This window comes from Pirellulales bacterium, assembly GCA_036499395.1.
Taxonomy (GTDB): domain Bacteria; phylum Planctomycetota; class Planctomycetia; order Pirellulales; family JACPPG01; genus JACPPG01.
Genome location: DASYDW010000122.1, coordinates 50,801 through 76,965, shown reverse-complemented (window position 1 = coordinate 76,965; position 26,165 = coordinate 50,801). Strand labels below are relative to the sequence as shown.

Below are 26,165 nucleotides of genomic sequence, written 5' to 3'. Positions count from 1 at the left end.
TGCGACCGGCTATACTCAGCCTGACTCGTGGGGAGTCAGGGGGGCCCAACGCGGTCACTCGTTTGACCGACAGCCGGGGAGATGCGCTCGTGATGCGAACCAGGATTGGTTTTCTCTTTCTCGTGGCCTTCGCCACGCACTTTCTCGTGGCGCTCGCCACTACGGCCCGCGCGGGCCTGCTCACCGGAGACGGTATCGGCGTCTATGGTGACAGCATGTCGATGCAGTATTCATTCTGGTTGCCACTGGCGCCGCAATTCAATTACAAGATTTCGTACAACGGTACTCAGTACAACTGGGTCGATCTGCTGTCGCAGAACAACTACAACTTCGGCCCGCCCCAGACCGTGCTCGGCCATCAGTTTCTGTCGTACGATGCAGCCGTCGCGGGAAACAAGTCGTCGGATTTGCCCAACCAGGTCACGACGCTGCAGCCTGACATCACGGCGGGCAATATCAAGCTGGTCGTCGAGATGATCGGCGCCAACGATTTCGATGGTTCGGAATATACTACGATCTACAACAACGCCGCGAATCACTCGTACAACCCGCTGAACGATCCCAGCGTCGTGGCGTACATGAACAACGTAATGGGTTTCATCACGGCTTCGGTCAACGACACGCTGACTGAAAACCCGGCCACGCACATGATCCTGGCGACGATTCCGGATCCCGGCGTAACGCCCGAATTCCATTCCAGCAATCCCAACGCCACGCAGCGTGCCGCGGTGGACACGGTGATCCAAGCGTTGAATCAGCAGATTTTGGCGCTGGCCAAGGCCCATCATTTTCCCGTGATCGACATGTTCGCGCTAGCCAATCGATCGTTGACGCCGCTGACCGTCGGCGGCGTGTCGATGATCGAGGCCGGCGGAACCTCGGGCAAGGACGAGTTCCTCAGCGATGGCTTTCACCCCGGCACGGTCGTGCAGGGGCTGCTGGCCAACGGCATCTTGATGGCAGACCACCTTGCCTACCACGATCCGGTCACATACTTGTCCGATCAATACATTCTGACGAAGGCAAGCGTTACGCACACAGGACCTACGACGTTCTTCAACGTCAGTCCGTTCATCATCGTGCCCGAGCCGGGGACGCTTGCATTGTCCGGCATTGGCCTGGTCATGATTGGTGTCGGCTACTGTCAACGCCGGCGAAGATCGACGGGCCGCGCGTCATAATCTCCGCTATAGGAACGCAGCCACGGTCGGTCGTGGCTGCGTTCCTCGGCAGAATTACCAAGTTCTCAACGCGAACACTAGTTCGCGCCACGGCTCGAACGGACGCGCCGCCGCAAGCGAACAAGTGCCACGGTCACGATTCCCGTGACCCCGATCGCAAGCGTCGCGGGTTCCGGCGCCGGCGCGGAATGCACAACGCCCACCGAGCCGACGTTCAATCCCAGGTAGTCGAAGCCGGCCGAATCATAGGTAATCCAATTGTCGAGAATCGGATTCCCCAGTGAATCGCGGGCGATGCCCGGGATGACGTTCCCACTGGCGTCGTACAGCAGTCCACTTCCCACGACGTCCACAAGCCGGACGTAGCGAACGTCGTTAAGATTCAGCAGGCCGGCCGTCACCAACGGGTTATTGGCCAACTCGCTCAGATCGAAGGGCGTACCCCAATTCGCGGCGTTCTTGCCGGCCAGGTCGTAGACGTTGGTCATGTCGTACCCCTGGAACGATCCGCTGACGGCCGTGGCCGCGGTATTGAGCGACACTGACGGGAATCGCGCAAAGTCCGTTCCATCGCTCGAAACTTCCACGTATGCCAACTCGGCCAACAAGCTGTTGCCGCTGGGAAATTGAAAACCATTTTCGAACACGGCGAAATCCGCCCCTGGACCGTTCACGATTTTGTTGTTGCCGAACCCAAGCGTGATCGATCCCGGCTGATCGACGCCAATGAATCCGTACGTATCCTTGGGATCGTTCACGTTGCCGTCGAAGGGACTGAACACCGCCGAGCCATCGTGGAAAGAATTGGGCTCTGTGCCCGATTGCGGCGCGTAGATCTTGTTGAACGGAGTATTCGAGCCGGTGGGTGACGGCACCGGACTATAAAGGTCCCCCAGCGAAGCGACTCCCGTTTGGTAATTCTGAAAGCCGGCGCCGACACCTGGCGCCGGAGAATAATTAACGACCGAACTCTCGAACGTCGTGAAGGCCGAGCGTGGAATCGGATTGTCCGGCGCGCCGGGCGTAACGCCCGAGATACCTGCGTAAGGGCCCGCGCTACCGACCGTTGCCATGGCCATGACACAGCAACCGAGCAGCACACCTGGAAGCTTTGAAATCATCATCAGCAATCCCTTTCGAAGTTGAAGAAGACATTCGTGTGAGAACCGCATTCCCAGCGCTCTACGCTTTGCGGCGGACGAAGGTCGCCATGCACAGCAGTGCGCTCGCCAGCAGCACGATGCTCGCTGGCTCAGGCACTCGCGCGATCTGGACGTTGTCGACGGCAAAATACGCGGGCGTATTCATGCCGAAATCGCCGTCATCGGAAGACGACAGGTTGAAATACAGGTGCGTCGCGGCACTCAACGACGCCAGGTTCACGGTCGTCCAGTTGCTGACGATGTAGTCGAGCGCGTTGTTCGCAAAACGGAAGTCGGCCAGGTAGAAGTCCACCGAATTCGGCAGCGTGTGACCGCCGCTATCGGTTCCATAAACGGTCAGTTTGAAATAGTCGGGGTCATTGCCCGTCGGTCCACCGAATTTCTTGGCGAAGCTATCTCCGTTGAGCATCGATAGTGCGGCATAGGTCGTGTTCGTGACGTCCAAGCTCTCGATCTCATACCCGGTGGGCAGAGCCAGATTCGGCAACTGAGCAAGTTGCGTCGGATCGTTCGGATCGAACGCGAAAAGCTGCGTTTCATTCGCGGTCCGATCCAAGTAACCAGTGGCGACGGCGAATTTTCCGGCGCCCGCTAGCGCATAGGCGCTATATTGATTCGTGAAACCGGGGGTCGTCGTGTCGGTCATGTTCGAGTAGGCAAACCCGCTCCAACTGCCGAACGTCTCGTCGTACGTATTTCCAAACGCCACGCCGCCGCTGCTGAACGTGCCCACGTCCTGCGGGCCGAACGGCCCCGCGACAACCGTGGAGTTCGGCATCGGGCCGCTGAAATACGAATTGGCAGGCAACGTCAAATCGTCGAAATCGACGGTCACCGCGGCCGCGTACTGCGCCGACAAGGCCAGCGCCACAAACAAGCTGATTCTCATAAAGTGCTCCTGACAAAAGTGCGCGCCGAGTGCGCGCAGCATCAGCGCGACTCATTGCGAGTGAAAAATTCGAACCATGCGCGCAGGCGATACCGAACACCGATTCCGGGAACGGATCGCGCGCAAGCGGGCGGAACCGCGAAACAGCGTCTTGAGTGAGCGTCTCTCCATCGCGGCCGCAAAGGCCACGACGACATTACCGTGGCGCAAATTCCACGGCATTTACCGTGTTTCTGCGGCCACGAAGTACATTTTCTGCAGCCCCCGTCCCTCGCGGGTCGCTACAAAACCAGCATTGGTAGGTCTTCTGACTCTGAGCTTGAGTGACCCGCCTTCTCGCCGTTTCCGGCAATGGCTCTAGATTGGGTCACCCCTGTCGCTCATCACAGCGGCGGGGCCGTTCCGGGTTTTCACCGGATTCCCTGTTGTTCAGCGCCGAAAAGATTTCGGCGCCGAGCACCAATGCAACTGTCGGCGAGTCTATCGCGCGATACCCTTCTGTCAATGACAAATATGTAAGCGTGTTTCCGGGATTTTGGGCACGACGATCAGAATTGAAATCCGCTCCCTTCTCATTCGACTATCGAACTGTTGCGCACGAGTTTTGCGCCGCGGTCCGAACCTCACCCCTCCTCCGCTGCTCTGGTCAGTAGAGCCAAGGCCGCCTACGATCAAGTTTGATGTGACGCGTCTGCGCAGGGCCTGGACATGAGCATCGTCCAGTGCCGGCTACGCCTGATGCTTACAAAAAACGGAGACCTCGAACTGATGCCTGACGCCGAACTTCCGGGCGACCGTGGCGGGGCGGACAGCCTCGCATGACTTCTGATCCCACGCCTGCTGCCGAAGACCCGCTGTCGATCGAGCACGATCCGTATGCCGCGCTTCGCGAGCGCGATTTTTGCTTGTTCCTGTCCGGGAACTTTCTGTGGGTGCTCGGCTTCAAGATGCAAACCGTGGCAGTCGGCTACGAAGTCTTTCAGCGCACCGGGTCGCCGCTCGCGCTGGGACTGGTGGGGCTGGTGCAGATATTGCCCGTCTTGGCCTTGGCTTTGATTGCGGGGCACGTCGCGGATCGCTTCGACCGGCGGCTGATCATCATGGTCACGCTCGCCTGCACCGTCTTGGCCTCGCTGGGGTTGGCGATTGTTTCGCTGCAAGGGACCGAAGTCTGGGCGATCTACCTGCTGGTAGCGATCATCGGCATCGCGCGTGGCTTCTCGCAGCCAGCCCGCGCGTCGCTCATTCCGCAAATCGTCTCGCGCCATCGATTCCCCAACGCCATCACTTGGAGCACGGGGGCTTTTCAGTTGGCCTTCGTACTGGGGCCGGCCCTGGGAGGGTTGCTGATCGCAGCTTTTGCCGGCGGCACGGCAGCCGTGTATCTGTGCCATGCCGCGGTGGCGGTGATTTTCTTCGTGCTGCTCGCGCTCGTTCGTTCGCGCCCTGTGACCACTAGCGGCGAGCGCATGACGCTGGCCTCGCTCGCGGCCGGGGCGAAATTCGTGTGGTCTCAGAAAGTGATGCTGGGCGCTTTGACGCTCGATTTGTTCGCCGTCTTGCTCGGGGGCGCGATCGCCCTGCTCCCGATCTATGCTTCGGACGAAATTCTCGCTGTCGGCGCGACGGGGTTGGGTTGGATGGAAGCAGCGCCCGCCCTGGGCGCGGTCATTATGACGGTCATCATGGCGCATCGGCCCCCGATGGAGCGAGCCGGCCGGGCGATGTTGCTCTCTGTGGCCGGATTCGGTGTGGCGACGATCGTCTTTGGATTTTCGCGCTGGCTTCCGTTATCCATCGCCATGCTGTTTCTGTCCGGAGCGTTGGACAATATCAGCGTCGTCATTCGCCATTCCTTGGTGCAGTTACTGACGCCCGACGCCATGCGCGGGCGCGTCTCGGCCATTAATGGCATGTTCATCGGCGCTTCGAACGAGTTGGGTGCCTTCGAGTCGGGTGTCGTGGCCGACATGGCCGAACGGTGGCATCGTGGCGCGGCGACGATCGCCACGAGCGGAGACGTGGCCTTCGGTGCGACATTCTCGGTCGTTGCCGGTGGACTGGGAACGCTGCTGGTCGTGGCGCTTCTCTTCTTGCGTTCGCCGGCGCTGCGCCGCTACGACCGTCTGGTCGGCTCCGAGTCAGAGCCCGAAGAAGCAACGGCCATCGCCTGAGGACGGGCTACCTGCAGGTTGTTTATCACGTAAGCCTGCCCTGCTCTGTTCGCCCGCAAAGCCTTGCTGCAACACCTCAAGCGGCACGCGAACTCGCGCCGAGACCTTGCCCGGACGCCGTGGCGCGACTCTCGCGTGCCAATCGATACAGGCGCCGCATGATCACCAGAAACGGCGCCAAGTAGACAATATCGGCAAAGAAAAGGATCGGCAGAAAGAGCAGGGGCAACTCGCCAAGCACGATGTAGGAGACACCCAGCATCGAGCCGAGAAGTTTGCTGAAGAATCCCAACGTTAGCACGTTGCGATTTTCGATCGGGTTCCAAGCCGTCAGCCAGTACCCCACGCCGTACAGGGCAACCATTACGCCAACGATTTGCAGCGGCAGCATCAGTTCCGGCTTTGGCACGTTCAGGAAACGAAAGCCTTCGTGATAGAAGACCATCATCCCGATACCGGCCAGAATGTTGTACCCGCCAACGAACCACAGCAGGTAACGCATCCAGGGCAACAGCGCCGCCGCATTTACATTATCTGCAGCAGACGCGGATGGGACAGCGGATCGAGTCGGCGTCACGTCGGACCTCCTTTTCCGTATTCAGCTTTACGCGTCGGCTTCCTGGCGGCGCGGTATATTCGTCGACCAAAGACGCCTGGCTTAGGCCGTGGCTTGGCTGGCGTAGCCCGCTGTCCACTCTTGCAGGTCCTGGACTCCCTTGCGGTGGCAGAAGTCGCCGAACGTCTCGCCCGGCTGACGATCCTGCTTAAAGTAAGCAAGGACTGGCACAAGCGTGCTGACCAGGTCCTCGGCCAGAACCATGTCCTTGTAGTTCACGTTCATGCGATTGCCCAGCAAGCGACCGCCGAGCAAGACGGTGTACTTGCCCGCTGCTTTGCCCACCAAACCGACGTCCGAGTTATAGGGGCGTGCGCAACCGTTCGGGCAGCCGGTCATGCGGACCGTGAACACTTCTTGCGAAAGTCCCAGCCGCGCAAGCTCGACCTCGAGTTCATCAATCACACCGGGCAGAGCGCGCTCGGCCTCGGTAATCGACAATCCGCAGGTGGGCCACGCGACACATGCCATCGACCAGCGGCGCACGGCCGAGATATCGCTCGACAGCTTCACCCCATGATCGCGCAAGATCTTTTCGATCGCATCGCGATTCTCCGCGGCGACGTCGGTGAACAGCAGGCTCTGATGCGAGGTGAGGCGAATATTGGGCGAGAAGCGACGGCAGACTTCACGCAGCGCCGTCTTCAACTGCAGATGTTCGTTGTCGAGGACACGGCCGTTCTCGACGTTCAAGCCGTAGAACCAGCGGCCGTCGCCTTGCTCGTGCCAGCCCAGGTGATCGTCGAAGCCCACGACGTCGTCCGGCTGCGGGTCGGCCAGTTTGGCGCCGTAATACTCTTCGACCTTGGCCTTGAACTTTTCCAAGCCCCAGTCGGCAATCAGGTACTTCATGCGCGCGACTTTTCGATCCGACCGATTGCCGAAGTCGCGCTGCACCTTGATGATCGCCGTGGCCACGTCAACGACCTGTTCCGGCGTGACAAAGGCCATGCGTTTGGCGAGCGCCGGGAACGTCTTCTTCGCGCTGGGCGTGACGCCAAAACCACCGCCGACCAGCACGTTGTAGCCGATGATGCGACCGTCACGCGGGATGGCCATCAGTCCTAGATCGTTCGCGTACAGGTCGACGCAGTTATCGCCGGCCAGGCCGATCGCAGTTTTGAATTTTCGCGGCAAGTAGGTCGGACCGTAGATCGGCTCGATCTCGTGACCATTCGATCCACCGCCGGCCAATGTCTCTTCACCGGTCGCGGTGTCGGTGAGCCACAATTCGTGATACGCCCGGCTGCGAGGGCACAGATGCTCGGCCAGCCGGTCGGCCAGCTTCTGCATCTCGTCATGCACCGAATCTTGGCGATGCGGCGCCGGGCAGCACATGATGTTGCGCTCGACGTCACCGCAGGCGGCCAGCGTCGAAAGCTGCACGTCGTTGATGCGGCGAATCGTTTCCTTCAAATGGCTCTTCAACACGCCGTGCAGTTGCAGGCCTTGTCGCGTCGTAATCCGCAGTGTCGAGTTGCCCAGCTCGTCGCACAGATCCAATTCGGCGAGCAACTGCGCACTGGTCAGCTTTCCGCCGGGGATCTTGGTGCGGACCATGAAGCTGTATTCTTTGTCGGCGCGGAGAGCGCCTTCGGACCGGCCACCGGCCCGTGCGTCGCGGTCGTCTTGCTGATACGTGCCGTGATGCTTGAGCAGTTGCGTGCTGTCCTTGCCGAAATGGTCATTGCCGTCGACCATTTCCTGGGCAATATCGCCGCGCAGATAGTTGCTACCGGTTTTGATGATTTCGACAGGACTAAGTTTTTCTTCCGCCATGATGCGTCCAGAGAGGTAACCGATCCCCAGGCTGAAAACCTGCTCGGGAAGGGCTTAATGCGTAGAAATATGACCAGGATTGTCGTAATTGTATGGTTCTGACACCTTAGGATACAACCGGCAGCCACGAACGTCACTAGCGCTTCAAGGGCCCTGAACGCTCGCGGGGCGCCTCTTTTCAAGCCTGCCGATCATCACAACTCTCGGGGCTGTCACGCGTGATAAAGATAACGGACACTTCCCCGCCACCGAGCCCCTCGGTCGATCGCCGCCGGCTTAGCCCCGTGGTTTGGCTGGCGACCGCGGCCGGAGTCGGGTTCTTCCCAAAGTCTCCGGGAACGTGGGGGAGCATCGTCGGTGTTCCGCTGGCCATCGCGGTGCAGCAGCTCCCCGGCGTTGGCTGGCAGGCGGGCGTACTGGCCCTGATCGCGCTTTTGGGAGTGCCAGTTTGCGCCATCGCGGCCCAGCACTTAGGCGGGGCCAAGGACCCGGGCTGCATCGTCCTGGACGAGGTGGTCGGTATGGCCGTGACCTTGTTTTTATTCGACTCCTTACAACCGGTTACCGTGATCGTGGCGTTCGCCCTGTTCCGCTTGTTTGACATCTCGAAGCCAAGCCCGGTCCGCGAGATCGAGCATTTGCCGCACGGCTGGGGGATCATGGCAGACGACCTGGCCGCGGCCGTGTACGCCCAACTTGCACTGCGTTTGATTGCGTGGGTGGCCGGCTCGGCGATGCCAGGATTATTGCCGCTGGTCTGACCAACCGTGGGGCCGCATGCGGCCGGTGTCTACGCAGCGGGCGAGGATTCCTCTAGAATGCCCCCTTTCAGTGGGACATTCCAGCGGGAGGGCATGGTTTGAGCGCGACGATTCTCGACGGCAAGGCACTGGCGCAACGCATCCAGTCGGAGCTGGCGGAAGAGGTCGCCGATTTCATTGAAAACAACGCCGTTGTGCCGTGCCTGACCGCGGTGCTCGTCGGACACAATCCGGCCAGCGAGGTCTACGTTCGCAACAAGCGCAACGCCTGCGGTCGCCTGGGAATCGACGGCCGGCTGGAGCGGTTACCCGAGGATGCCTCGCTCGACGATCTGCTGTCGCTGGTCGTGCGCTTGAACAAAGCCCAGGACGTACACGGCATTCTCGTGCAACTCCCTTTGCCGCGCGGCATGGACCCCACGCGCGTCCTGCAAGCAGTCAACCCGTTGAAGGACGTCGATTGTTTTCATCCCGAGAATGTCGGCCGCCTGGTGCAGGGGCGTCCTCGCTTTCTGCCATGCACACCCCACGGCGTGCAGCAACTGCTGAAGCGCAACGGTGTCGAGACGGCCGGCAAGAACGTCGTGATCCTGGGGCGCAGCGACATCGTAGGCAAGCCCTTGGCGAACATGCTGATGCAACGTGGCGCGGATGCCACGGTTACGGTTTGCCACACGCGCACACAGAATCTGCGCGAGATCACGCGCCAGGCGGATATCCTGGTGGCGGCGATCGGTCAGGCCCGATTCGTGACCGCAGACATGGTGCGCCCCGGAGCGGTGGTGATCGACGTCGGCATGAATCGGAGTGACGAGAAGCTGGTCGGCGACGTCGACTACGAGGCCGTACGCGAAGTGGCGGGAATGATCACGCCCGTCCCGGGCGGCGTCGGCCCGCTGACCATCACGATGCTGCTCGAGAACACGCTCATAGCGGCCCGGCTGCAGCAGACCTAGGGCGCGTGTAAGTGACGACGAGTGAGTCTTAAATCTTCGTTCTGCGGTCGGCGCCTGGTCGTTGTCTCTTGGAATGCCGACTCGCACCACAAGACTCGTACTCGCACGCCAAATCTCAAACAGTCACTTCAGTCGAGGAATCGCCCGTCATGAGCAACACGTTGATTACCAGTCGCACGGAAGGCACGACGCGGATCGTAACAATCAATCGTCCCGAGAAGCGGAATGCCTTGACGCCGCAGATGATGCACGATCTGGCCGCGGCAGTCCGCTCGGTCGATGAACAGCCCGAAATTCGCGCCGTGGTCATAACGGCCGAGGGTCCGATTTTCTCGGCCGGGATCGACGTCATGTCTCTGGCCGAGAGCCAGGGTTCGGCCGGCGAATTGAATCCGGCCCGCTGGCTGCGCCGTTTTGCCGAAGAATTGCAGCACTCGCTGGATCTGATCGAGGCGACCGAAGTGCCCGTGATCGGCGCATTGCAGGGGCAAGTGATCGGCATGGGGCTGGAACTGGTGCTGTCGTTCGACCTGCGCGTGGCAACCGAGGACTGCAAGTTTGCCATTCCCGAATCGCGCATGGGGCTGGTGGCTGACGTCGGCGGTTCGACACGTTTGAGCCGGGTCGTGGGGCCGAGTCGCGCCAAAGATATGCTGCTGACGGCGCGTTCGATCGATGCGGCCGAAGCCCTGCAGTGGGGACTGGTGAATCGCGTCGCGCCTGCGGCCGAGCTATTGCCGGCCGCCCTGAAATTGGCCGACCAAATCGCGCAGAACGCGCCGCTGGCCGTGGGCATGGCGAAACTGATCGTCGATCAAGGGGACGGCCTCGACAAGCGCACGCAAATGGCTCTGGAGCGCTGGGCGCAAAGTCAGCTGATCACCACCGCCGACGTGCAAGAAGCGGTAATGGCGTTTCTCTCGAAGCGCCCTGCCAAGTTTCAAGGAAAATAGCACAGAACGTGCCCTAGTCGCGCACAGAGTTGTGGTCGCGCGCGATGTCGAGTGCGAATTTACGTCCTTCGCCGCATGCGCGAGGTTCCGATGAATGGTCTGGCAGTGCGGGTGATGCGCGGCTGGTTTTTCTTCCAGGTCTTTCTAGCCCTGATCTTGTTCACTTCGGCCGGCACTTTGGATTACCGCGCGGGCTGGATTTATTGGGTGCTGTTTGGATTCGCGACGGCCGCCATTTCGCTCTATTTCCTGCGATACGATCCGGCCCTGGTCAAGCGGCGGATGTCGGTCGGGCCGCTGGCCGAGAAGCGCCCCTTTCAAAAAATCATTCAAGCCGCAACCAGTCTTACGCTGTGCGCGATCTATGTCGTGGCCGGACTCGATTTCCGCTTTGGCCGCTCGACAGTTCCCCCGGCGCTGGTAGCGGGGGGCGATATTCTGCTACTGCTGTCGTATCTACTAATGTTCTTCGTCTTTCGGCAGAACGGTTTTGCATCGGCCACGGTCGAGGTGCAGCCGGAACAACGCGTCATCCGGACAGGACTATACGGAATGGTCCGCCATCCGATGTATGCAAGCGCCGTTCTGATGTTCGGAGGCACGGCGCTCGCGCTTGAATCTTATTGGGCTCTGCTACCGGCCGCGGCCGTGGTCGGCATGATGGTCGCACGCCTCCTCGACGAGGAGCATTACCTGCGGGCGAACCTCGCCGGCTATGACGAATATTGCCGGCAAGTTCGTTATCGGCTGTTACCTTCGGTGTGGTAATGGGCTTAACGCGTGCCGGCCGCTGCACTTTCGCCCGCCAAAGCGGCCAGGTCGTCCAAGGCGATCGACAGCGCCGTCGGCTCGTCAGTGATTACGGCCGTGCGCTCTTGATTGCACAGCTTGAACACCGACGGCAGCGCGAACCATTCCTGCTGCTTGCGAGATTCCGCATTGGCCTTGTCGCTCGACATCACTGGTTTATTAACCGTATGGCGCTGCGCCGCCACGGTCGTCCCATGCCCGGCCGGCACTTCGTTCGACGCCTGGGCCGACGCGACGGCCATCGCCGCCTGGTGTGCCACGGCGTTCCCCGCGTCATACAGTCCCAGGTAAACCTGCGTCTGCCCGCACGGCTCGATCTTCTCTCCCAGATAATTGCGATGCCGGCCCAGCATCTCGGCATCTAGTCGCACCCAATCTCCGCGCCACTCGTGGGGCACAAGGAACCGCACGGTCACCTCGCGCGAGCCTTCGAGTGCGACTTGCGACGAATGCCGGAATTTGAAGAACACGCCGTGCTCGGCATTCGTCGTGCCGCTCGCGAGCACCGCGATCTTGGGCGACAGCCGATGGAATGTCTCTTTCGAACCACGAATCTGCGTTACCCCCACGCCCGCCGCAGGTGAGGCCTGCACGTGAGCGGGCCCATGATCGCCCGAGATCACCCCACCGAGTGAAGCGTTCAGCGATTGCGTGGTATCGTTCGAGTTGCAAATCTCAACGTCGCCCGCCAACTCACTGGCCAGCGCCGTGCGCGGTTGAAAATCGACGACGCGCATCCGCCGTTCGGGGCTGACGACCGTCACCTGCAACTGCTCCAGATCCGCTTCCCGTCCTGCTTGCAACAGCACGGAAAAGCGAATGCGCGCTTCGACGATTCGTTCCTGACTTCGATCGCTGGCGTACGCCGGTGGTGTCACGTCGGCACATTCGACAATCGTGCCAACGTCGATCGCGACGCGCGGCGGCGCGGCCATCGCGCAGGTGGCCGCAAGCATTAGGACCAGGCTCCGCACAACATGATTCCCCAAAAAAAGCCTCCTCGGAAAACGACTTGCCAGAGCATCGCGGCAAGAGTGCAGAATTGTCACGCTCACGGTGGTCCTCCTTTCCCCGGCACATGATGTGACAGCATCAGGGCGGCCAGTCACGCTCCGCGTTCGATCGCCCGATAAGCAATCGTACGCACGGTGGACAACCGGCCAAGGGGCGCGAGTCGAGAACCAGCACCGGCAATGGTTTGCGCCTCGTCGCGACCGGGACAATCGAAAATCTCGCGTCGTGATAGCATCTTTGGATTGCCGAAATCAATGGCCGTGACCGCGCCCCAACACTCGCGACGCATGCGCAATCCCGAACAAAAGCCGGAAATCTATGCGCTTTCCAGCCGTCGTCCCGCACGTTTGTAAGGGATTTACCGGCCGTTCCTGCGCTCGATGCACAAGTGGTCGTCGATGCCTAACTCTTTTGCCGCTGAAAGGTTCGTGAGCTACAGTTCACGCAGTTCCCAAGTGGGCGGACCGCGCTGCTGGCTGCGCGCCAACAAGCGCGCGTCCCAGTATGGCGACAAACTTTCAACAGCACCTCTCGGCGAAACAGACACGAATCGCGGCGGCATCAGTGATGAAGTGCGAACAGAATCAAGCGCCGTGCCTCACGGAGGACGATGTCCTCGACCTTGAGGACTTGAAAGCTCGCTGCCTGGGCAATATGGACCTCGTCGAACGAGTGCTGACCAAATTCGCCGATCAATTGGATCGCGATCTGGTCGACTTAGACGGCGCAATCCGCGTGGGCGACTCACAGGCCGCGGCCCAACTGGCCCATCGCATCAAGGGGATCGCGGCAAGCGTCGCGGCACGATCCTTGTTCGATCACGCCTCGACCACCGAAGAGCGGGCCTTGGAAAACGAAATCACAACGCTCCCCGAGCAGTTGCATCTCCTGCGCGACGATCAAACGAAACTTGTCGAATCCCTGGAACGGAGCGGCCGGCGGCTGAGCTGAGTGACACCCTCTGCGATGCAGCAACCTGCTACGAAAATGGATATGCGAGTTCTTGTTGTCGACGATGATCTGGTGACGCGAGAAATCGTCGTCGAAGACTTGCGCCATTTCGGCTACCAGGTCACGGCCGCCAGTGACGGGCGCGAAGCGTTCGAACTGGTACGGACCGGCATGTACCGGCTGGTCGTCTCCGACTGGCAGATGCCGCACATGAGCGGACTCGATCTGTGTCGCGAAATCCGCAAACGCGGCTGGAGCGGGTACATCTATTTCATCCTGCTCACATTGCGGGGTGGCGTCGACAACGTGGTCTGCGGCCTGGATGCCGGAGCCGACGACTTCCTCACCAAGCCCTTTCAGCCGCAAGAGCTGCGCATGCGATTGCGCACCGGCGAGCGCGTTCTCGGTTTGGAAAGCCGAGACTTGATGATCTTCGCCATGGCCAAGCTGGCCGAGTCGCGCGACAAGGACACGGGCGCCCATCTGGAACGGATGCGCGAATACAGCCGCATCCTGGCCGACGAGTTGTCGCGCTGGCCGCATTACAGCGAGTTCATGGATGGCGACTATGTGCAGCTCATCTACCAAACCAGCCCGCTGCACGATATCGGCAAGGTGGGCGTGCCCGATTCGATTCTGCTGAAGCCGGGTCCATTGACGCCGGAAGAGTTCGCCATCATGCAACGACATACGTTGCTGGGGGGCGAGACGCTGCAGACCGTCGCACAGTCCCGCCCGGACGCACTGTTCTTGAAGATGGCGCAGGAGATCGCGCTGACGCATCACGAGCGTTGGGATGGGACCGGCTATCCGCGCCGGTTAAAGGGCAATCAGATACCGCTAGCTGGCCGCATCGTCGCACTGGCCGACGTTTACGACGCGCTGACCAGCAAACGCGTCTACAAACCGGCTTTCGAGCATCAGAAAGCGCGCGCGATCATCCTAGAGGGGCGGGGAACGCAATTCGATCCCGACGTCGTGCAAGCATTCCTTAGCCGGGAGCAGGAATTCATAGCCGTGGCGCGGCAATTCCACGACGGCAGCGGCACATTTTCGGCCGGATCGTTGGCCGTTCCGACAACGCCGCTGCCGGTGCTAGGATCGCATCCCTTGGTTCCCTAAGCAGGCTGAAGCGAGCCAGGCTAAGCCTTCCCTGCTGCGATAGCAGACTGTCGCGACGGCAGGGCTTCGCTAATCGTTACGACCGCCCCCGCGCTTCGTTCGGGCGCTACTTTTTATCCGCAACGCTGCGGCCTGCGCAGCCTCGCGCGCCGATGCAATCCGAAAGAGGGCGGCCGTTCGACGGCCGACTCCCCAAGGGAGCAGTCTCCTCGTTTCGCCAACGCAAAGGATTGCGAACCATGCGGCGGACATGGATGCCGTGGTTGGCTTTGGCTGTTGTGCTTCTTGCTACAACAAAAGTCCGGGCCGACGGTGTGATTCTCGATGGTGTTTCACCGCGCGCGCTAGGTCGTGGCGGCACGAACCTGGGCTACGCCGATAACGGCGCCATGCTGCTGGACAATCCGGCCGCCATGACCAACGTCCAGGGCAATGGCCTGTTTGACGTCGGCGGCGACGGCATCCTGAGCAATCTCCGCTATTCCGATCCCACGCGCTCGGGCGTCAGCACCGGTTTCACGCCGCTGCCGCAACTCGGTTATGTGAAGAAGAGCGCCGACGGCGATTGGGCGTTCGGCTTGGGCATGTTTACGCCGGCCGGTTTCTCGTCGCACTATTGGATGTCCGCCACGGCGTATCCGCCGGTCGATCCTTTCAATGGGACGCAAAAATATGAATCGTTCGGGTCGTTGAGCAAGATTCTGCCCGGCCTGTCCTACAAGGTAACCGACCGTCTTTCTATCGGCGGTACGTTCGGCGTGGGCGTCGGTTACGCATCATTGCAGGGACCGTACGTGCTGCAGAACCCGACCGGCGTTCCGGCCGGCACGCCGGTGCTGATCGACGTACACGGCGGCGGCGCGAGCCCCGTCTGGTCGGCGGCCATGCAATACTTGCTCACCGACGATACGACGATCGGACTCACCTATCAAAGTGGCACGACGTTCAACCTGCACGGCTCCGCCGCGGTTAGCACGAACCTGGGCGGCCTGCCACTGTCGACGACCTACCAAACCGCCACGACGCACATCACCTGGCCTCAATCCGTGGCACTCGGCATGCGTCATAAGATTTGCCCCCATCGAACCGTGGCCATGGACGTAATCTGGTACGACTGGTCCAGCGCATTCAGCCAGGTAGGTTTGACGTTGCAGGACTCGACGAGCCCGTTCTTTCCCGTGATCCACGAGGGCCTACCGTTGAACTGGCACGACAGCGTGTCCATGAAGCTGGGCTATGAAGAAATCCTGCCGATCGGCGGTACGTTCCGCATCGGATACGTCTATCATCCGAATCCGGTTCCCACGTCGTTCTTGACACCGTTCTTGCCGGCCACGCTTACCAACACGTTCACCGTGGGCTATGGCATGTCGTTTGGGCAATGGCTGCTCGACTTCGCCTGGGCGCACGCTTTTGCCGGCGGCGTCCACGTCGGGCAAAGTGGCCTGATTGGTCCGCTCGGTGGGCCCGGCGACTTCAGCGGCAGCTTCATCCGCCCGCAAGTGGACGCGATCTCGGTGAGCCTGATCCGCCCGTTTTAATCGGGCGCGTACGCCGTCGTGCCGATGGTTCGCTCGCGGCAGTGCGCCGCAGCCGGAGAGGTTCGTTGAATTCGCGCGTGTTCAATGTCGCGCGTGATCGCTGCGCAAAGAAAAGCGGCATGCCTCGCGGAACAAGGCATGCCGCTTTGTTGTTTTACTTCCAGACTGCAAACCTCGTCGTTAGACGACGCGATTGGCATCCGTGGTTGCAGGAACATCGACTCGCTGCGGAGCCGGAACTGATTCGGGCGCGTCCAGACGGACGAACACTGGAACCTTGCTGCGCGCGATGTAGTTGATGATGATCCCTGATTCGTCACGCACGTTGTCCAGTTCGTCGAGATCGTATCCCGCCTGCTGGAACAACTGGCGGCAATCGTCGGCCGTGCGCTGCAAGAAGAACCAATCGACCAACCACTGATATTCTGGCGTGGTGTAACGCGTGGCATCCTTGAAGGCCACGTACACGACGCCCCCTTCGTGCAACGACTCGCGCCAACCTTGCAAGAGCGGAATCAAATACTTGTCGGGGATGTAGTCGCACAGGCCAACGCTGTAGATAACATCGCTACGGCCGAATCGTTCGACGTTGACCGCAGCCGACGTCATACGCAGCGCGTTGTAGCGCACGAAATTCATCTTGGCATTTCCGCCCAACTGTGGCGCCACATTGGCCTGCACGTAGTCGAGCGCCAGCGGGTCGTTGTCGACCAGCGTGATAGTCGCATTGCCGTCGCGCGCCGGGATCCCCCCCAAGTATTCACGGCACGGTCCGCACGCGACATTTAAAACCGCCACGTCCCCCGGCCGGCGGTCCAACTCCTCGAGTAGGAACTTGCGGGCCAAGGCCAAGCGCGCCTTAACCGCCTTACCTAACTGGGTATTCATGAAGTACCGGTCCAGATAGCCACCCAAGCCGCGCGACCGCGTTTCCCCGTCGTAGATCGCGTTCAGCATTTGGTAATCGCCCGGATAGCCGCGTGGCTTGCTCAGCGCGTGGTTCATGAACCAACTCTGGCCAAACCAGGGCCAAATTGCTTCGCGGTAGCAGATTTGCGCGTCTTTCAAGACTTGCGGATCCCCGTTCCGCAACTCCGCTTCAACTGCGGTGCAGTCCGCCAACGACGCATTGATCGAGTGCGTCAACTCGGCCAGCAAGGCATCGGATTCAGGCTCGGCCTGACGATCAATGTGCCGGTCGAACTCTTCCAGTGCTTGTGTGAATCGAGGAACGTGTTCCGCAAAGAAGCGAGTTACTGAGGGGTCCATGACAATTTCCCTTGCCAAGAAAAGAAACACTCCGACGGGGGTACGCACTCAAGGCGAAACTTCATGCTGATCGCGCCGACGGTGGGAACAACGCGATGCGTTGCCGCATTATCAAGCGCGACTAGATTGGGATCGCACATCGAACGAAAACAACGTAGAGGTCGATCCGCTGCCAGCAGAGAACATTCAGAAAGACGGGATTCTCTGCTCGAAGAACACATAACAATCGCCAAGCGTCCGACAGGACAAGCGACACCGACCAATTTGCACGAGATACGGTTATCACGAATCCTCTATCGCGACGCAAGGAAAAAATCCGCGCGAAGACAACAAACGTCCGGATTTTTCGGATAGTGTGTTCAGCCCATGCGGCGCGCGCAAATTTTTCCAGTTGTGCCGATTGCTCCTTCCAAGACGCGCGCGAATTCGTCATCACCCGCGGCAAGCGATCATCGCGCAGAATCTGTTTCCTTTCGCAGTCGTTAAAGTCGAAAGAGCCTCGCCGACCGGTCCAGAAATCACATGCGGATGCTGCACATTCGATGGGTGCGCTACCGAAGTCTTGATGCGCAGCTAACTTTCACAGGGTGCGCAGCTGCGCCTGCTGGGCGTTGGAGCTATTCCTGCGTGCGCGAGTCTCGAGACCGCGCCGCTGCGCGCACCCTGCTGCAGCGGGGAATGACGTGACCACTCAAGCGCAGTTCGATATCGCACAAGAGACGCTCGCGCGCGCAGGGCACATCGTTGGCTCGCGTTATCACCTGCGCCAGTGCCTGAACGTGTGCGATGGTTTCCGCGCTTACCTCGCCACCGATTTCACCGACGGCCGCGACGTCGTCGTGAAAATCATAGCGGCGAACACGATGCACCCCGGCGCCTTGATGCGGCTGGAATTCGAGGCCACGCACCTCGCCGCGCTGGATAGTCCGTGGCTGCCGCGCGTTCTGCACGTCGGACGCGACGGCGACGACCTGCTGTTGGTCTATGCCTACATTCCAGGCGCACCGCTGAAGGGGGTCCTCGAAACCCGCCAATTGACGCTCGACGAATCCCTGGTCGTGGCCACGGCGATTTTTTCAGCACTACGCGACATGCATGGTCGGCAGTTACTGCACCGGGGGGTAAGGCCGAGCAACGTGATCGTCAACACTGACGGTCCGATCACCCGCGCCGTGCTGGTCGAATTCGAGCCCTCGCCGGCCCTGTACCTCGAAGAAACGCGGCTCCGCGAGCAGGCGCTCGACGCAGCCCTCTACGTCTCGCCGGAGCAAGCCGGTTCGATCGATCACGACGTGACCGAGGCCTCGGACTTGTACGCGGCCGGGGTGTCATTGTTCCACTGCCTGGCCGGTCGGCCGCCGTACTCTGGGGGCACCCTGGGAGCGATCCTCTTCGAGCACATGACGGCCTGCGTGCCCGACTTGCGGACGATCGGCGTTAACGTGCCGCGTGCCCTGGACGAGTTGGTCGGTCGGTTGCTGCGCAAAGACCCCCGCGACCGTTATCAATCCGCCGAGGGGGCCCTGGCCGACATCGACGCGATCAAGAACGCCCTGGCCGCTCACGAGCTTGAGCCCGCGATCGTCATCGGTGCCCATGACAAGCGTCAGACGCTGACCGAGCCGGCCTTCGTGGCTCGCGCACGAGAACTGGCCGGCGTCGACGAGCAGATTGATCGATCCCGTCGCGGACAGGCGCGCTTGATTTACTTGGAAGGCGAGTCGGGCGGCGGCAAGACGAGACTGCTCGCCGAAACGACGCTCCGCGCGGCGTCGCATGGCTTTTGGGCGCTGTGGGGGCAAGGCACCAACGAAGTCGCGCGCCAGCCCTTCGCACTGCTCAGCGGTATCGTCGACGGCTTCATGTCGGCCGCGGCGGCGGATCCCGCGCTGCTTCCCGCGGTACGGGCGCGCTTGGGCGACTTCGCTCCCAGCGTCGGCGCCGCGCTACCGGGACTGGCCAGCGCCTTTGGCGGTTCGGACGGTTATGCATTTGCACCCGAGGCGGCCGGCGAATTGCGCACGCTCAACGCCCTGGCCAGCTTCATCAACGCACTCGGTACCCCCGAGCGCCCCGTGCTGCTGGTCCTGGACGACTGCCAATGGGCCGACGAGTTGACGTATCGGTTGATTCGCCGCTGGCAAAACCAACGCGCCGATGTGGCCGCAAGCCACGTGATGCTGGTCGTAGCGTTCCGCAGCGAGGAAGTCGCCGAGGGGCACTTGCTGCGGCGCGTCGACCCCGATTTGCATCTGCGACTTTCCCCCTTCGCGCCCCCCGAGATTCGTCAACTTGTCGAATCGATGGCCGGGCCGCTACCTGAAGAGGTCGTGCAGGCCATCACGCGATTGGCCGATGGCAGCCCCTTCATGGCGTCCGCCGTGTTGCGGGGGCTGGTGGAATCAGGCGCGCTCGTGCGCGAGGCGACCGAGTGGCGCGTCGATTCGCTGGACGTCGATGACGTGCAATCGTCGAGCGCGGCGGCCACGTTCCTGGCGCGGCGCCTGCAAATGTTGCCCGAGGATACTCGGCACCTGCTCGCGACCGGCGCAGTACTAGGCAAAGAATTCGAGCTCGACGTCGCGGCGGAGTTGAGCGCGCAGTCAGCGGCAAGATCGATCGTCGCGCTGGACGTGGCACGACAGCGTCGCCTGGTCTGGGTGCGCCCCGACGGTGCCCGCTGCGTGTTTGTACACGACAAGATCCGTTCGGCGCTGCTCGAAACGCAAGTCGCAGGGGACCGTCGCACGTTGCACGGCCGGGCGGCCGGATATTTGCAGCATCATCATGGCGAGCGGAACGCCGAAATCGCTTACCACTTCGACGAGGCCGGCGATTCGGCCTCGGCATTGCCGTACGCGCTGAAGGCGGCCGGCCAGGCGCGTGCGCAATACGCCCTGGAAGTCGCCGAACAGCAATATGGCATCGCCGCGCGCGGCGCCGTCACGGCCGAGTCCAAGGTCCGCTACCAGGTGGCCGAGGAACTGGGCGGCGTGCTCATGTTGCGCGGCCGCTACGAAGAGGCAGGCTGGCAACTGGCCGCGGCCGCCACGGTCGCGGAAGGAAGCTTCGCGAAGGCACAGATTCGCAACAAGCTGGGTGAACTGGCCTTTAAACGTGGCGACATGGAGGGGGCAATCGAATCGTTCGAGGCGGCCCTCCGCGAGCTCGGGCGGTTTGTTCCGCATCGCTGGGCTGTTTTGGTATCGCAAGTGGTCCGCGAAGGGGGCGTGCAACTTATGCACACCCTGCTGCCGAGCCTGTTCGTGCATCGGCAACGACGACTGCCCAACGAGACCGAACGATTAACCCTGCAGTTACTCTCGAATCTGGCTCACGGCTGCTGGTATTGTCGCAGCCTGGTCCACGTGATGTGGGCCCACTTGCGCAATATGAACCTGGCCGAGCGTTACCTGCCAACACCCGAACTGGCGCAAGCCTATGCCGAGCACGCGCCGGGATTGACGCTGGTGGGCTACCTGAGCCGGGCCCGAAACTATGCTCAGAAATCGCTGGATATTCGCCGGCGATTTGGCGACTTTTCCGGCCAGGGACAGTCGCTGCATTATTACGGCGTCGTGGCTTATGCAGATTCGAAGTTTACGCTGTGCATTGAGAAGTGCCGCGAAGCCATCCGACTACTCGAACGCACCGGCGACTACTGGCAATGCCATATCGCCCGCTACCAGATCGCCGCGTCGCTCTACCGCATGGGCGATTTGCGCGGCGCCTTAGAAGAAGCGCAGCTCAACTACCGATCGGGAATCGAACTCGGCGACGAACAAGCCTCGGGCATCAACCTCGATCTGTGGGTCCGCGCGACCGGTCTTATTCCGGAAGCAATCCTCGACGAGGAATTGGAACGCCCGCGTCATGATGTGCAGGGCAAGGCGCAGGTACTGTTCGCCCACGCGCTGCAAATGCTCAGCTCGGGGCATTTGGACGAGGCGGAGGATCTGATCCAGACCGCGATTGACGTGGCCTACACGGCCGGGGTTCGTAATGCCTACACGCTGCCATTCTTGCCCTGGCTGGCGACGATCTTGCGTCAACAGGCCGCGGCGGTGCGCGATCAGTCGCCCGCGCGCCGCGAGGCGCTGTTACGGCGGGCCGAAAAGGCGGCACGCCGTGCCGTGCGTGCTTGCTGGCTGTGCCAGAACGACTTGCCACACGCCCTGCGCGAGTTGGGATTGATCCAGGCCATGCGCGGCGCAACGCGCCGGGCGATGCGCTCCTTGAATAAAAGTTTGGCCGTGGCCAAGAAGCAGGCGGCGCGCTTCGAATACGCACAAACCTTGCTTGCCAAGGCTGAACTTTCTGAAGAGCTAGGGCTGCTCGACGCAGCAGCCCAGAAGGCCGAAGCCCAAGGCGTACTCGCCGACCTGAACACGTTCTCGACGCCGCAAGCCGACAGCTTGGCCGCGGCGCCCCCCAGCCTGTCGCTGGCCGATCGCTTCGACGCCGTGCTCGATTGGGGGCGCCGCATCGCATCGGCGTTGTCGCCGCGTTTGATCCAAGACGAAGCACGGACCGCGGCGCTGCGGCTGCTGCGCGCCGAACACTGCCTGATCCTGCAAATCGTGCAAGAAGATGACGGGATCCGCTTCGAACGCGCCGGGGGCGGGATTCCGGGCGAATATAACGAAGCGAAGCTGCGCGAAGCGTTGCGCGTGCGGCGAGCCGTGGCGTTTATCGAAGAGCGCGGCGGCCGCAATGGCAACAGCGCCGATGCCGGCGGCGAGCGATCGGCACTCTGCACTCCGCTGTACGTACGCGGCGCGGCCGTGGCCTGTTTGTACGTCACGCACGAGCACGTCCGCGGATTATTTGGTGCGGATGAAGAGCGGCTGGCCGATTACATCGCCACGATCGCCGGTGCCGCTTTGGAAAATGCCGAAGGCTTTACGCAACTGCAAACCTTGAATGAAAGCCTGGAACAGCGCGTCGAAGAGCGCACCGCGGCGGCCGAATCACGTTCGCAGGAATTGGCTGCGTCGAATCGCGAGCTGGAACGCGTGGCACACGAACTGCTCGACGCGCAAAGCGAATTGACCGTCGCCAAGCATGCCGCCGAAGCCGCCAATCAGGCCAAGAGCCGCTTCCTGGCCGCGATGAGCCATGAAATTCGCACGCCCATGAACGGCGTTATCGGCATGACCGAGCTGACGTTGAACACCACGCTCAGCTCTCAGCAACGCAACAATCTCACGATCGTCAAGGATTCGGCCCGGGCCCTGCTGATCTTGTTGAATGACATTCTCGATTTCTCGAAGATCGAGGCCGGCCGCCTTGACCTGGAATGCATTGAGATCTCGGTTCGCGACGTCGTCGAGGATGCGGCGCGGCTGTTGGCCGTGACGGCCTCGCGAAAGGGGCTCGAACTGACCTGCCACGTGGCCTCGGACGTGCCGGAAGCATTGCTCGGTGATCCCGGACGGTTGCGACAAGTCATCATGAATCTGGTGGGCAATGCTATCAAATTCACCGAGCGCGGCGACGTCCTGGTGCGTGTCGAACTGCGACATCGTCAGGATCACACCGTCACGTTGCATTTCGCGGTCCAGGATACCGGCATCGGCATCCCGGCAGAGAAACAGCAGTGCATCTTCGAGGCGTTCCGTCAGAGTGATAGCTCGATGACAAGGCGTTTCGGTGGCACCGGGCTGGGGCTCGCCATCTCGTCACAATTGGTGACCCTGATGGGAGGGCGTATCTGGGTCGAAAGCACGGCCGATCATGGCAGTACGTTCCACTTCGACGTCGAGCTGCAGGCGGCGCCGGAAACCGCGACGTCCGAATCGCCCATTCAGACATCAACGACTTGGCAGGTCGCGCCCGGAATGCGCGTCCTGCTGGCCTCGGCGAACGAACGCGCGCGGTGCGCTTATGGCGACATGCTGGCCGCCACGGGACTCGAAGTCACAACAATCGACCCGAGCGAGGCCGACCAGCTCTCATGGGACGGTGCGGATGTCGATTCGCGCCCGGACATGTTCGTCGTCGATGTCTCGTCGGCGGATCCCACGGAATTCGACTGGCTGCGATCGGTGCGCGAACGCACGACACTCCCCTTGCCGCCGATCATGTTGCTGGTTCCGGCCGGGCAGGCCGATTGCTCGGATCAGTGCCAGGAGCTGGACATCAAACATTGCCTGACCAAACCGGTGAAACGCCGCGAGATCGTGGCCTCGATCCAGTCGATCGTCGGCGCCAGCGACGCGGGCGACGCGGATCGAAAAGTCGGCTCGATCGATGCTTGCGGACCGGAGCTGCGCGTGTTGATCGCGGATGACAGTCCCGTGAATCAAGAAGTCGCAGCCGGTTTGCTTGAACTGTTCGGCCACTCCGTCACCAAGGCCAGCTCGGGACGCGAAGCACTCGAGGCGTGGGAGCAGGGCACGTTCGACGTCATCTTGATGGATGTCGAGATGCACGACATGGACGGTCTGACCGCGACGGCCGCCATTCGCGAGCGCGAAGTCGCGACCGGTCGGCGCACGCCAATCATTGCGCTCACGGCGCACGCTTACAAAGGCTTCGAAGACCGCTGCCAACAGGCAGGCATGGACGGCCACATCTCGAAGCCACTGCAGCCCGACGAGCTGTTCCGCATCCTGGCCGCGATCAGCGCCGCGCGCGAAAGTGCGACGGCCGACGAGGCACTGGTCTCCGCGCCGCGCTAGCGGACCGTTGCGGGCCGTGCCGTACCGAGCGGCATCCTACAAAAAAACGAACCCGGTCGCCGTGAGCGACCGAGCCCGTTTGAATAGCACATCTTGATGGCGACAATGCGACGCGATTTAGTATTCGCGCGTCTTGTTGATGCCAGGCTGCGGCACAGCGTACTTGCCGTCCGAGCCGGCCAATAGCGGCGCCGGCGAATCCATCGTTAGCTTGTCGATGTCTGGCGCGAACTCGTGATCGTGCGCCAGCATCTGATCGTACGTGACGACTTGGCCGGTGTGGCAAGCCAAACGACCCATCGAGGTCACCAGGCTGGCCTCGGCCCCGCGGCGGCACTCGTTGTACGGCTTGTCCTCGCGGATCGCCTGCATCAGGTGATCCCATTCCAACTGGTACGGGTTCGGCTCGGGTTGCTTGCAGCGCCACGCCAGGTCGGCACTGTCCATCTTCTGACCGCGATAGATGCGGCAGCGGGCGGGCGAGTGGCCGGCGGTCGAGATCACGGCCGAGCCCTTCGAGCCGTGGGCGTAGCTGGCGAACTCGGGATAACACCCTTCGACCGTGCGCCCTTCGAGCATGAACTTCGAACCGTCAGCGAACGTGTATTCGGTCGTATAGGTGTCGAAATTCTGGTCAATGAAATCGCCGCGGTAATGACGACCGCCAAAGCCCTTGGCTTCGACGGGCCAGGCGTCCTTCATCCAGCAGCATTCGTCGATGTTGTGAATCAAGAAATCGCTAAAGGCGCCGCCGCTAGCCCACAAGAAGGCGTGGAACTCTTGAATTTGATAGAGCAACTCGCTGGAGAAATCGGCCGGCTTCGGCAGCGCGAACGCGTGAGCCGTGGGGCCCGCGGCGCGATAAGCTCGCATCAGGACGATATCGCCGATCTCGTCATTCTTGATGCGATCGTGCAACTCTTGCCGGGCGGTACAGTGCCGGCACATCAGGCCGACGCCGACCTTCAGGTTCTTGGCCACGGACTTGTCGGCCAACTCGAGCATCTTGCGCGTCGTGGGGCCGTCGACCGTGGTCGGCTTCTCCATGAACACGTTCAAGCCCTTGTCGATCGCGTAGTTGAAATGGACCCAGCGGAAACCGGGGGGCGTGGCCATGATCACCACATCGCCCGGGTTCAGGCAATCCATGGCTTGCTTGTAGCCGTCGAAGCTGACGAACTTGCGATCGTCGGCGACGTCGATTTTGTTCGGAGTCTCGGCAAACTGCGCTTTCAGCGCGTCGTAGCTGCCATGCAGCTTCTTGGGGAAGACATCGGCCATCGCCACGAGCTTCGTGGGGCCGGACGTCGTCGACAGCGCATTCACCGCGGCGCCAGTGCCGCGCCCGCCGCAGCCGACAAGCGCGACTTGAATCGTATTGCTCTCGGCAGCGTGTACCTTTGGCACGATCATGCCGGCCAGCCCCGTAGCGGCGGCAACGCGCCCCGTGGTCTTCAACAGCTCGCGGCGCGACAGGCCGCTCGAGGAACTTTCGCTCACGGCGAATCTCCTGGTGATTTCGGTGTCAGGCGTGGAAACGTCATGCAACCAGCGCGGTGGGCTGGTTGGGTGCGCCAAGCGCAGGCGCGGTGGGCGGTAACCCCAGTAGAGTAACCGATTTGGGTACCGGATGCAAAGATTTCTACCTGCGTTGTCGGTGCCTGTCCTGGGTTAGCGAGGTTTTGCGCGCCGCGATATAACAAACCCTCAATGGCCCAAGCTACTCCCCACTCCTGGCCCGACTCCCTTGATGCCTTGGCGTTGGTGGCTTTTATCGCGGTGGCCATCGCGCTGCCGGTGCTGGGTTACATCTTTGCTTACGTCGATTTTCGACGTTATCTGCGGTCCCTACGTCGCGCCATTTCGACGATCGTGTACCGCGATATGGGGACGCCGGAATGGGCGCGACCGAAGATTCCGCGCTGCGTCGCGGTGTTCGGTTTGGAATGGCCGTGCTCTGAGGACGAGTTGACGAAGTCCTACCGTAATAAGATCAAGACGCTGCATCCCGATCGTGGAGGGGACGAGCGGCGCTTTCGGATGCTGCAAGGGTATTTCGAAGAGGCCTTACGGCTGGTCCGCGAGCAAAGCACGGCCGCCAGCCCAGGTTCCAAAAACTAGCACGTCAGGGGGTAGCACCCTGGCAGATTTCGATGGGCTCATCCGCAGATTCTAAGAGTACGTGGCGTTTCGGCGAATTCATCTGCGTCATCTGTGAAATCTGCGGCTCAAAGTCTTTGATCCGTCGACGGCCTGAGCACTATCACGGCCCAATAATGGATTGTCGACGGCGAATAGCTCTA

19 protein-coding genes and 1 riboswitch are annotated in these 26,165 nt (G+C 61.4%); of the genes, 11 read left to right on the top strand and 8 right to left on the bottom strand.

From position 1 onward, the window contains the following. Positions 1 to 92 precede the first annotated feature (92 nt). The gene (locus VGN12_23045; protein HEY4312344.1) at positions 93 to 1,181 is read left to right on the top strand and encodes a GDSL-type esterase/lipase family protein; all 1,089 of its coding nucleotides are present in this window, start codon (positions 93 to 95) and stop codon (positions 1,179 to 1,181) included. A 77-nt stretch (positions 1,182 to 1,258) separates the two neighbouring features. Here VGN12_23045 and VGN12_23040 read toward each other — a convergent pair whose 3' ends face one another. Both VGN12_23040 and VGN12_23035 read right to left on the bottom strand, forming a co-directional pair. Continuing rightward, positions 1,259 to 2,305, bottom strand: coding sequence for a PEP-CTERM sorting domain-containing protein (locus VGN12_23040; GenBank protein HEY4312343.1), 1,047 nt, complete (start codon positions 2,303 to 2,305; stop codon positions 1,259 to 1,261). A 58-nt stretch (positions 2,306 to 2,363) separates the two neighbouring features. Beyond that, positions 2,364 to 3,233, bottom strand: coding sequence for a DUF4465 domain-containing protein (locus tag VGN12_23035; GenBank protein ID HEY4312342.1), 870 nt, complete (start codon positions 3,231 to 3,233; stop codon positions 2,364 to 2,366). Positions 3,234 to 3,512: 279 nt separating this feature from the next. Continuing rightward, positions 3,513 to 3,712: riboswitch (cobalamin riboswitch) on the bottom strand. A gap of 339 nt (positions 3,713 to 4,051) precedes the next feature. On the opposite strand from VGN12_23035, the gene VGN12_23030 reads away from it, so the two are divergent. Continuing rightward, complete coding sequence (locus tag VGN12_23030; GenBank protein ID HEY4312341.1) at positions 4,052 to 5,407, top strand: MFS transporter; 1,356 nt, start codon at positions 4,052 to 4,054, stop codon at positions 5,405 to 5,407. Positions 5,408 to 5,483: 76 nt separating this feature from the next. On the opposite strand, the gene VGN12_23025 is transcribed toward VGN12_23030, so the two are convergent. After that, positions 5,484 to 5,984 carry a hypothetical protein gene (locus VGN12_23025; protein HEY4312340.1) on the bottom strand — a complete coding sequence of 167 codons (501 nt, stop codon included), beginning with the start codon at positions 5,982 to 5,984 and terminating at the stop codon, positions 5,484 to 5,486. An 81-nt stretch (positions 5,985 to 6,065) separates the two neighbouring features. Next, entirely contained in the window at positions 6,066 to 7,802 is a 1,737-nt protein-coding gene (locus VGN12_23020) for an NADPH-dependent assimilatory sulfite reductase hemoprotein subunit (protein ID HEY4312339.1), read from the bottom strand. A 218-nt stretch (positions 7,803 to 8,020) separates the two neighbouring features. Here VGN12_23020 and VGN12_23015 point away from each other — a divergent pair, with 218 nt between their 5' ends. From VGN12_23015 to VGN12_23000, 4 genes are all read left to right on the top strand, one after another. Then, positions 8,021 to 8,563 (top strand): phosphatidylglycerophosphatase A, encoded by a 543-nt coding sequence (locus tag VGN12_23015; GenBank protein ID HEY4312338.1) that lies wholly within the window; start codon positions 8,021 to 8,023, stop codon positions 8,561 to 8,563. 98 nt (positions 8,564 to 8,661) lie between these two features. Beyond that, a complete protein-coding gene (gene folD, locus VGN12_23010) occupies positions 8,662 to 9,519 on the top strand; it encodes a bifunctional methylenetetrahydrofolate dehydrogenase/methenyltetrahydrofolate cyclohydrolase FolD (protein ID HEY4312337.1) in 858 nt (285 codons plus the stop codon). 149 nt (positions 9,520 to 9,668) lie between these two features. Next, positions 9,669 to 10,472 (top strand): enoyl-CoA hydratase/isomerase family protein, encoded by an 804-nt coding sequence (locus VGN12_23005; protein HEY4312336.1) that lies wholly within the window; start codon positions 9,669 to 9,671, stop codon positions 10,470 to 10,472. Between the two features lie 90 nt (positions 10,473 to 10,562). Beyond that, entirely contained in the window at positions 10,563 to 11,240 is a 678-nt protein-coding gene (locus VGN12_23000; protein HEY4312335.1) for an isoprenylcysteine carboxylmethyltransferase family protein, read from the top strand. Positions 11,241 to 11,245: 5 nt separating this feature from the next. Here the strand turns inward: VGN12_23000 and VGN12_22995 are convergent, their stop codons facing one another. Next, complete coding sequence (locus tag VGN12_22995) at positions 11,246 to 12,238, bottom strand: hypothetical protein (GenBank protein HEY4312334.1); 993 nt, start codon at positions 12,236 to 12,238, stop codon at positions 11,246 to 11,248. A 149-nt stretch (positions 12,239 to 12,387) separates the two neighbouring features. Next, a complete protein-coding gene (locus VGN12_22990) occupies positions 12,388 to 12,585 on the bottom strand; it encodes a hypothetical protein (GenBank protein ID HEY4312333.1) in 198 nt (65 codons plus the stop codon). 278 nt (positions 12,586 to 12,863) lie between these two features. On the opposite strand from VGN12_22990, the gene VGN12_22985 reads away from it, so the two are divergent. The 3 genes from VGN12_22985 (at position 12,864) to VGN12_22975 (ending at position 15,910) form a co-directional block, all read left to right on the top strand. After that, positions 12,864 to 13,247, top strand: coding sequence for an Hpt domain-containing protein (locus tag VGN12_22985; GenBank protein HEY4312332.1), 384 nt, complete (start codon positions 12,864 to 12,866; stop codon positions 13,245 to 13,247). 42 nt (positions 13,248 to 13,289) lie between these two features. Further along, entirely contained in the window at positions 13,290 to 14,369 is a 1,080-nt protein-coding gene (locus VGN12_22980) for an HD domain-containing phosphohydrolase (protein HEY4312331.1), read from the top strand. A gap of 239 nt (positions 14,370 to 14,608) precedes the next feature. Continuing rightward, positions 14,609 to 15,910 carry an outer membrane protein transport protein gene (locus VGN12_22975; GenBank protein HEY4312330.1) on the top strand — a complete coding sequence of 434 codons (1,302 nt, stop codon included), beginning with the start codon at positions 14,609 to 14,611 and terminating at the stop codon, positions 15,908 to 15,910. 180 nt (positions 15,911 to 16,090) lie between these two features. Here VGN12_22975 and VGN12_22970 read toward each other — a convergent pair whose 3' ends face one another. Further along, positions 16,091 to 17,179: a class I SAM-dependent methyltransferase gene (locus VGN12_22970; protein HEY4312329.1), complete on the bottom strand. Its 1,089-nt coding sequence runs from the start codon at positions 17,177 to 17,179 to the stop codon at positions 16,091 to 16,093. Between the two features lie 683 nt (positions 17,180 to 17,862). Here VGN12_22970 and VGN12_22965 point away from each other — a divergent pair. After that, a complete protein-coding gene (locus VGN12_22965) occupies positions 17,863 to 23,862 on the top strand; it encodes a response regulator (protein HEY4312328.1) in 6,000 nt (1,999 codons plus the stop codon). A gap of 117 nt (positions 23,863 to 23,979) precedes the next feature. Here the strand turns inward: VGN12_22965 and VGN12_22960 are convergent, their stop codons facing one another. After that, entirely contained in the window at positions 23,980 to 25,362 is a 1,383-nt protein-coding gene (locus VGN12_22960; protein HEY4312327.1) for a Gfo/Idh/MocA family oxidoreductase, read from the bottom strand. Positions 25,363 to 25,572: 210 nt separating this feature from the next. On the opposite strand from VGN12_22960, the gene VGN12_22955 reads away from it, so the two are divergent. Further along, a complete protein-coding gene (locus tag VGN12_22955) occupies positions 25,573 to 25,983 on the top strand; it encodes a J domain-containing protein (protein ID HEY4312326.1) in 411 nt (136 codons plus the stop codon). Positions 25,984 to 26,165 lie beyond the last annotated feature (182 nt).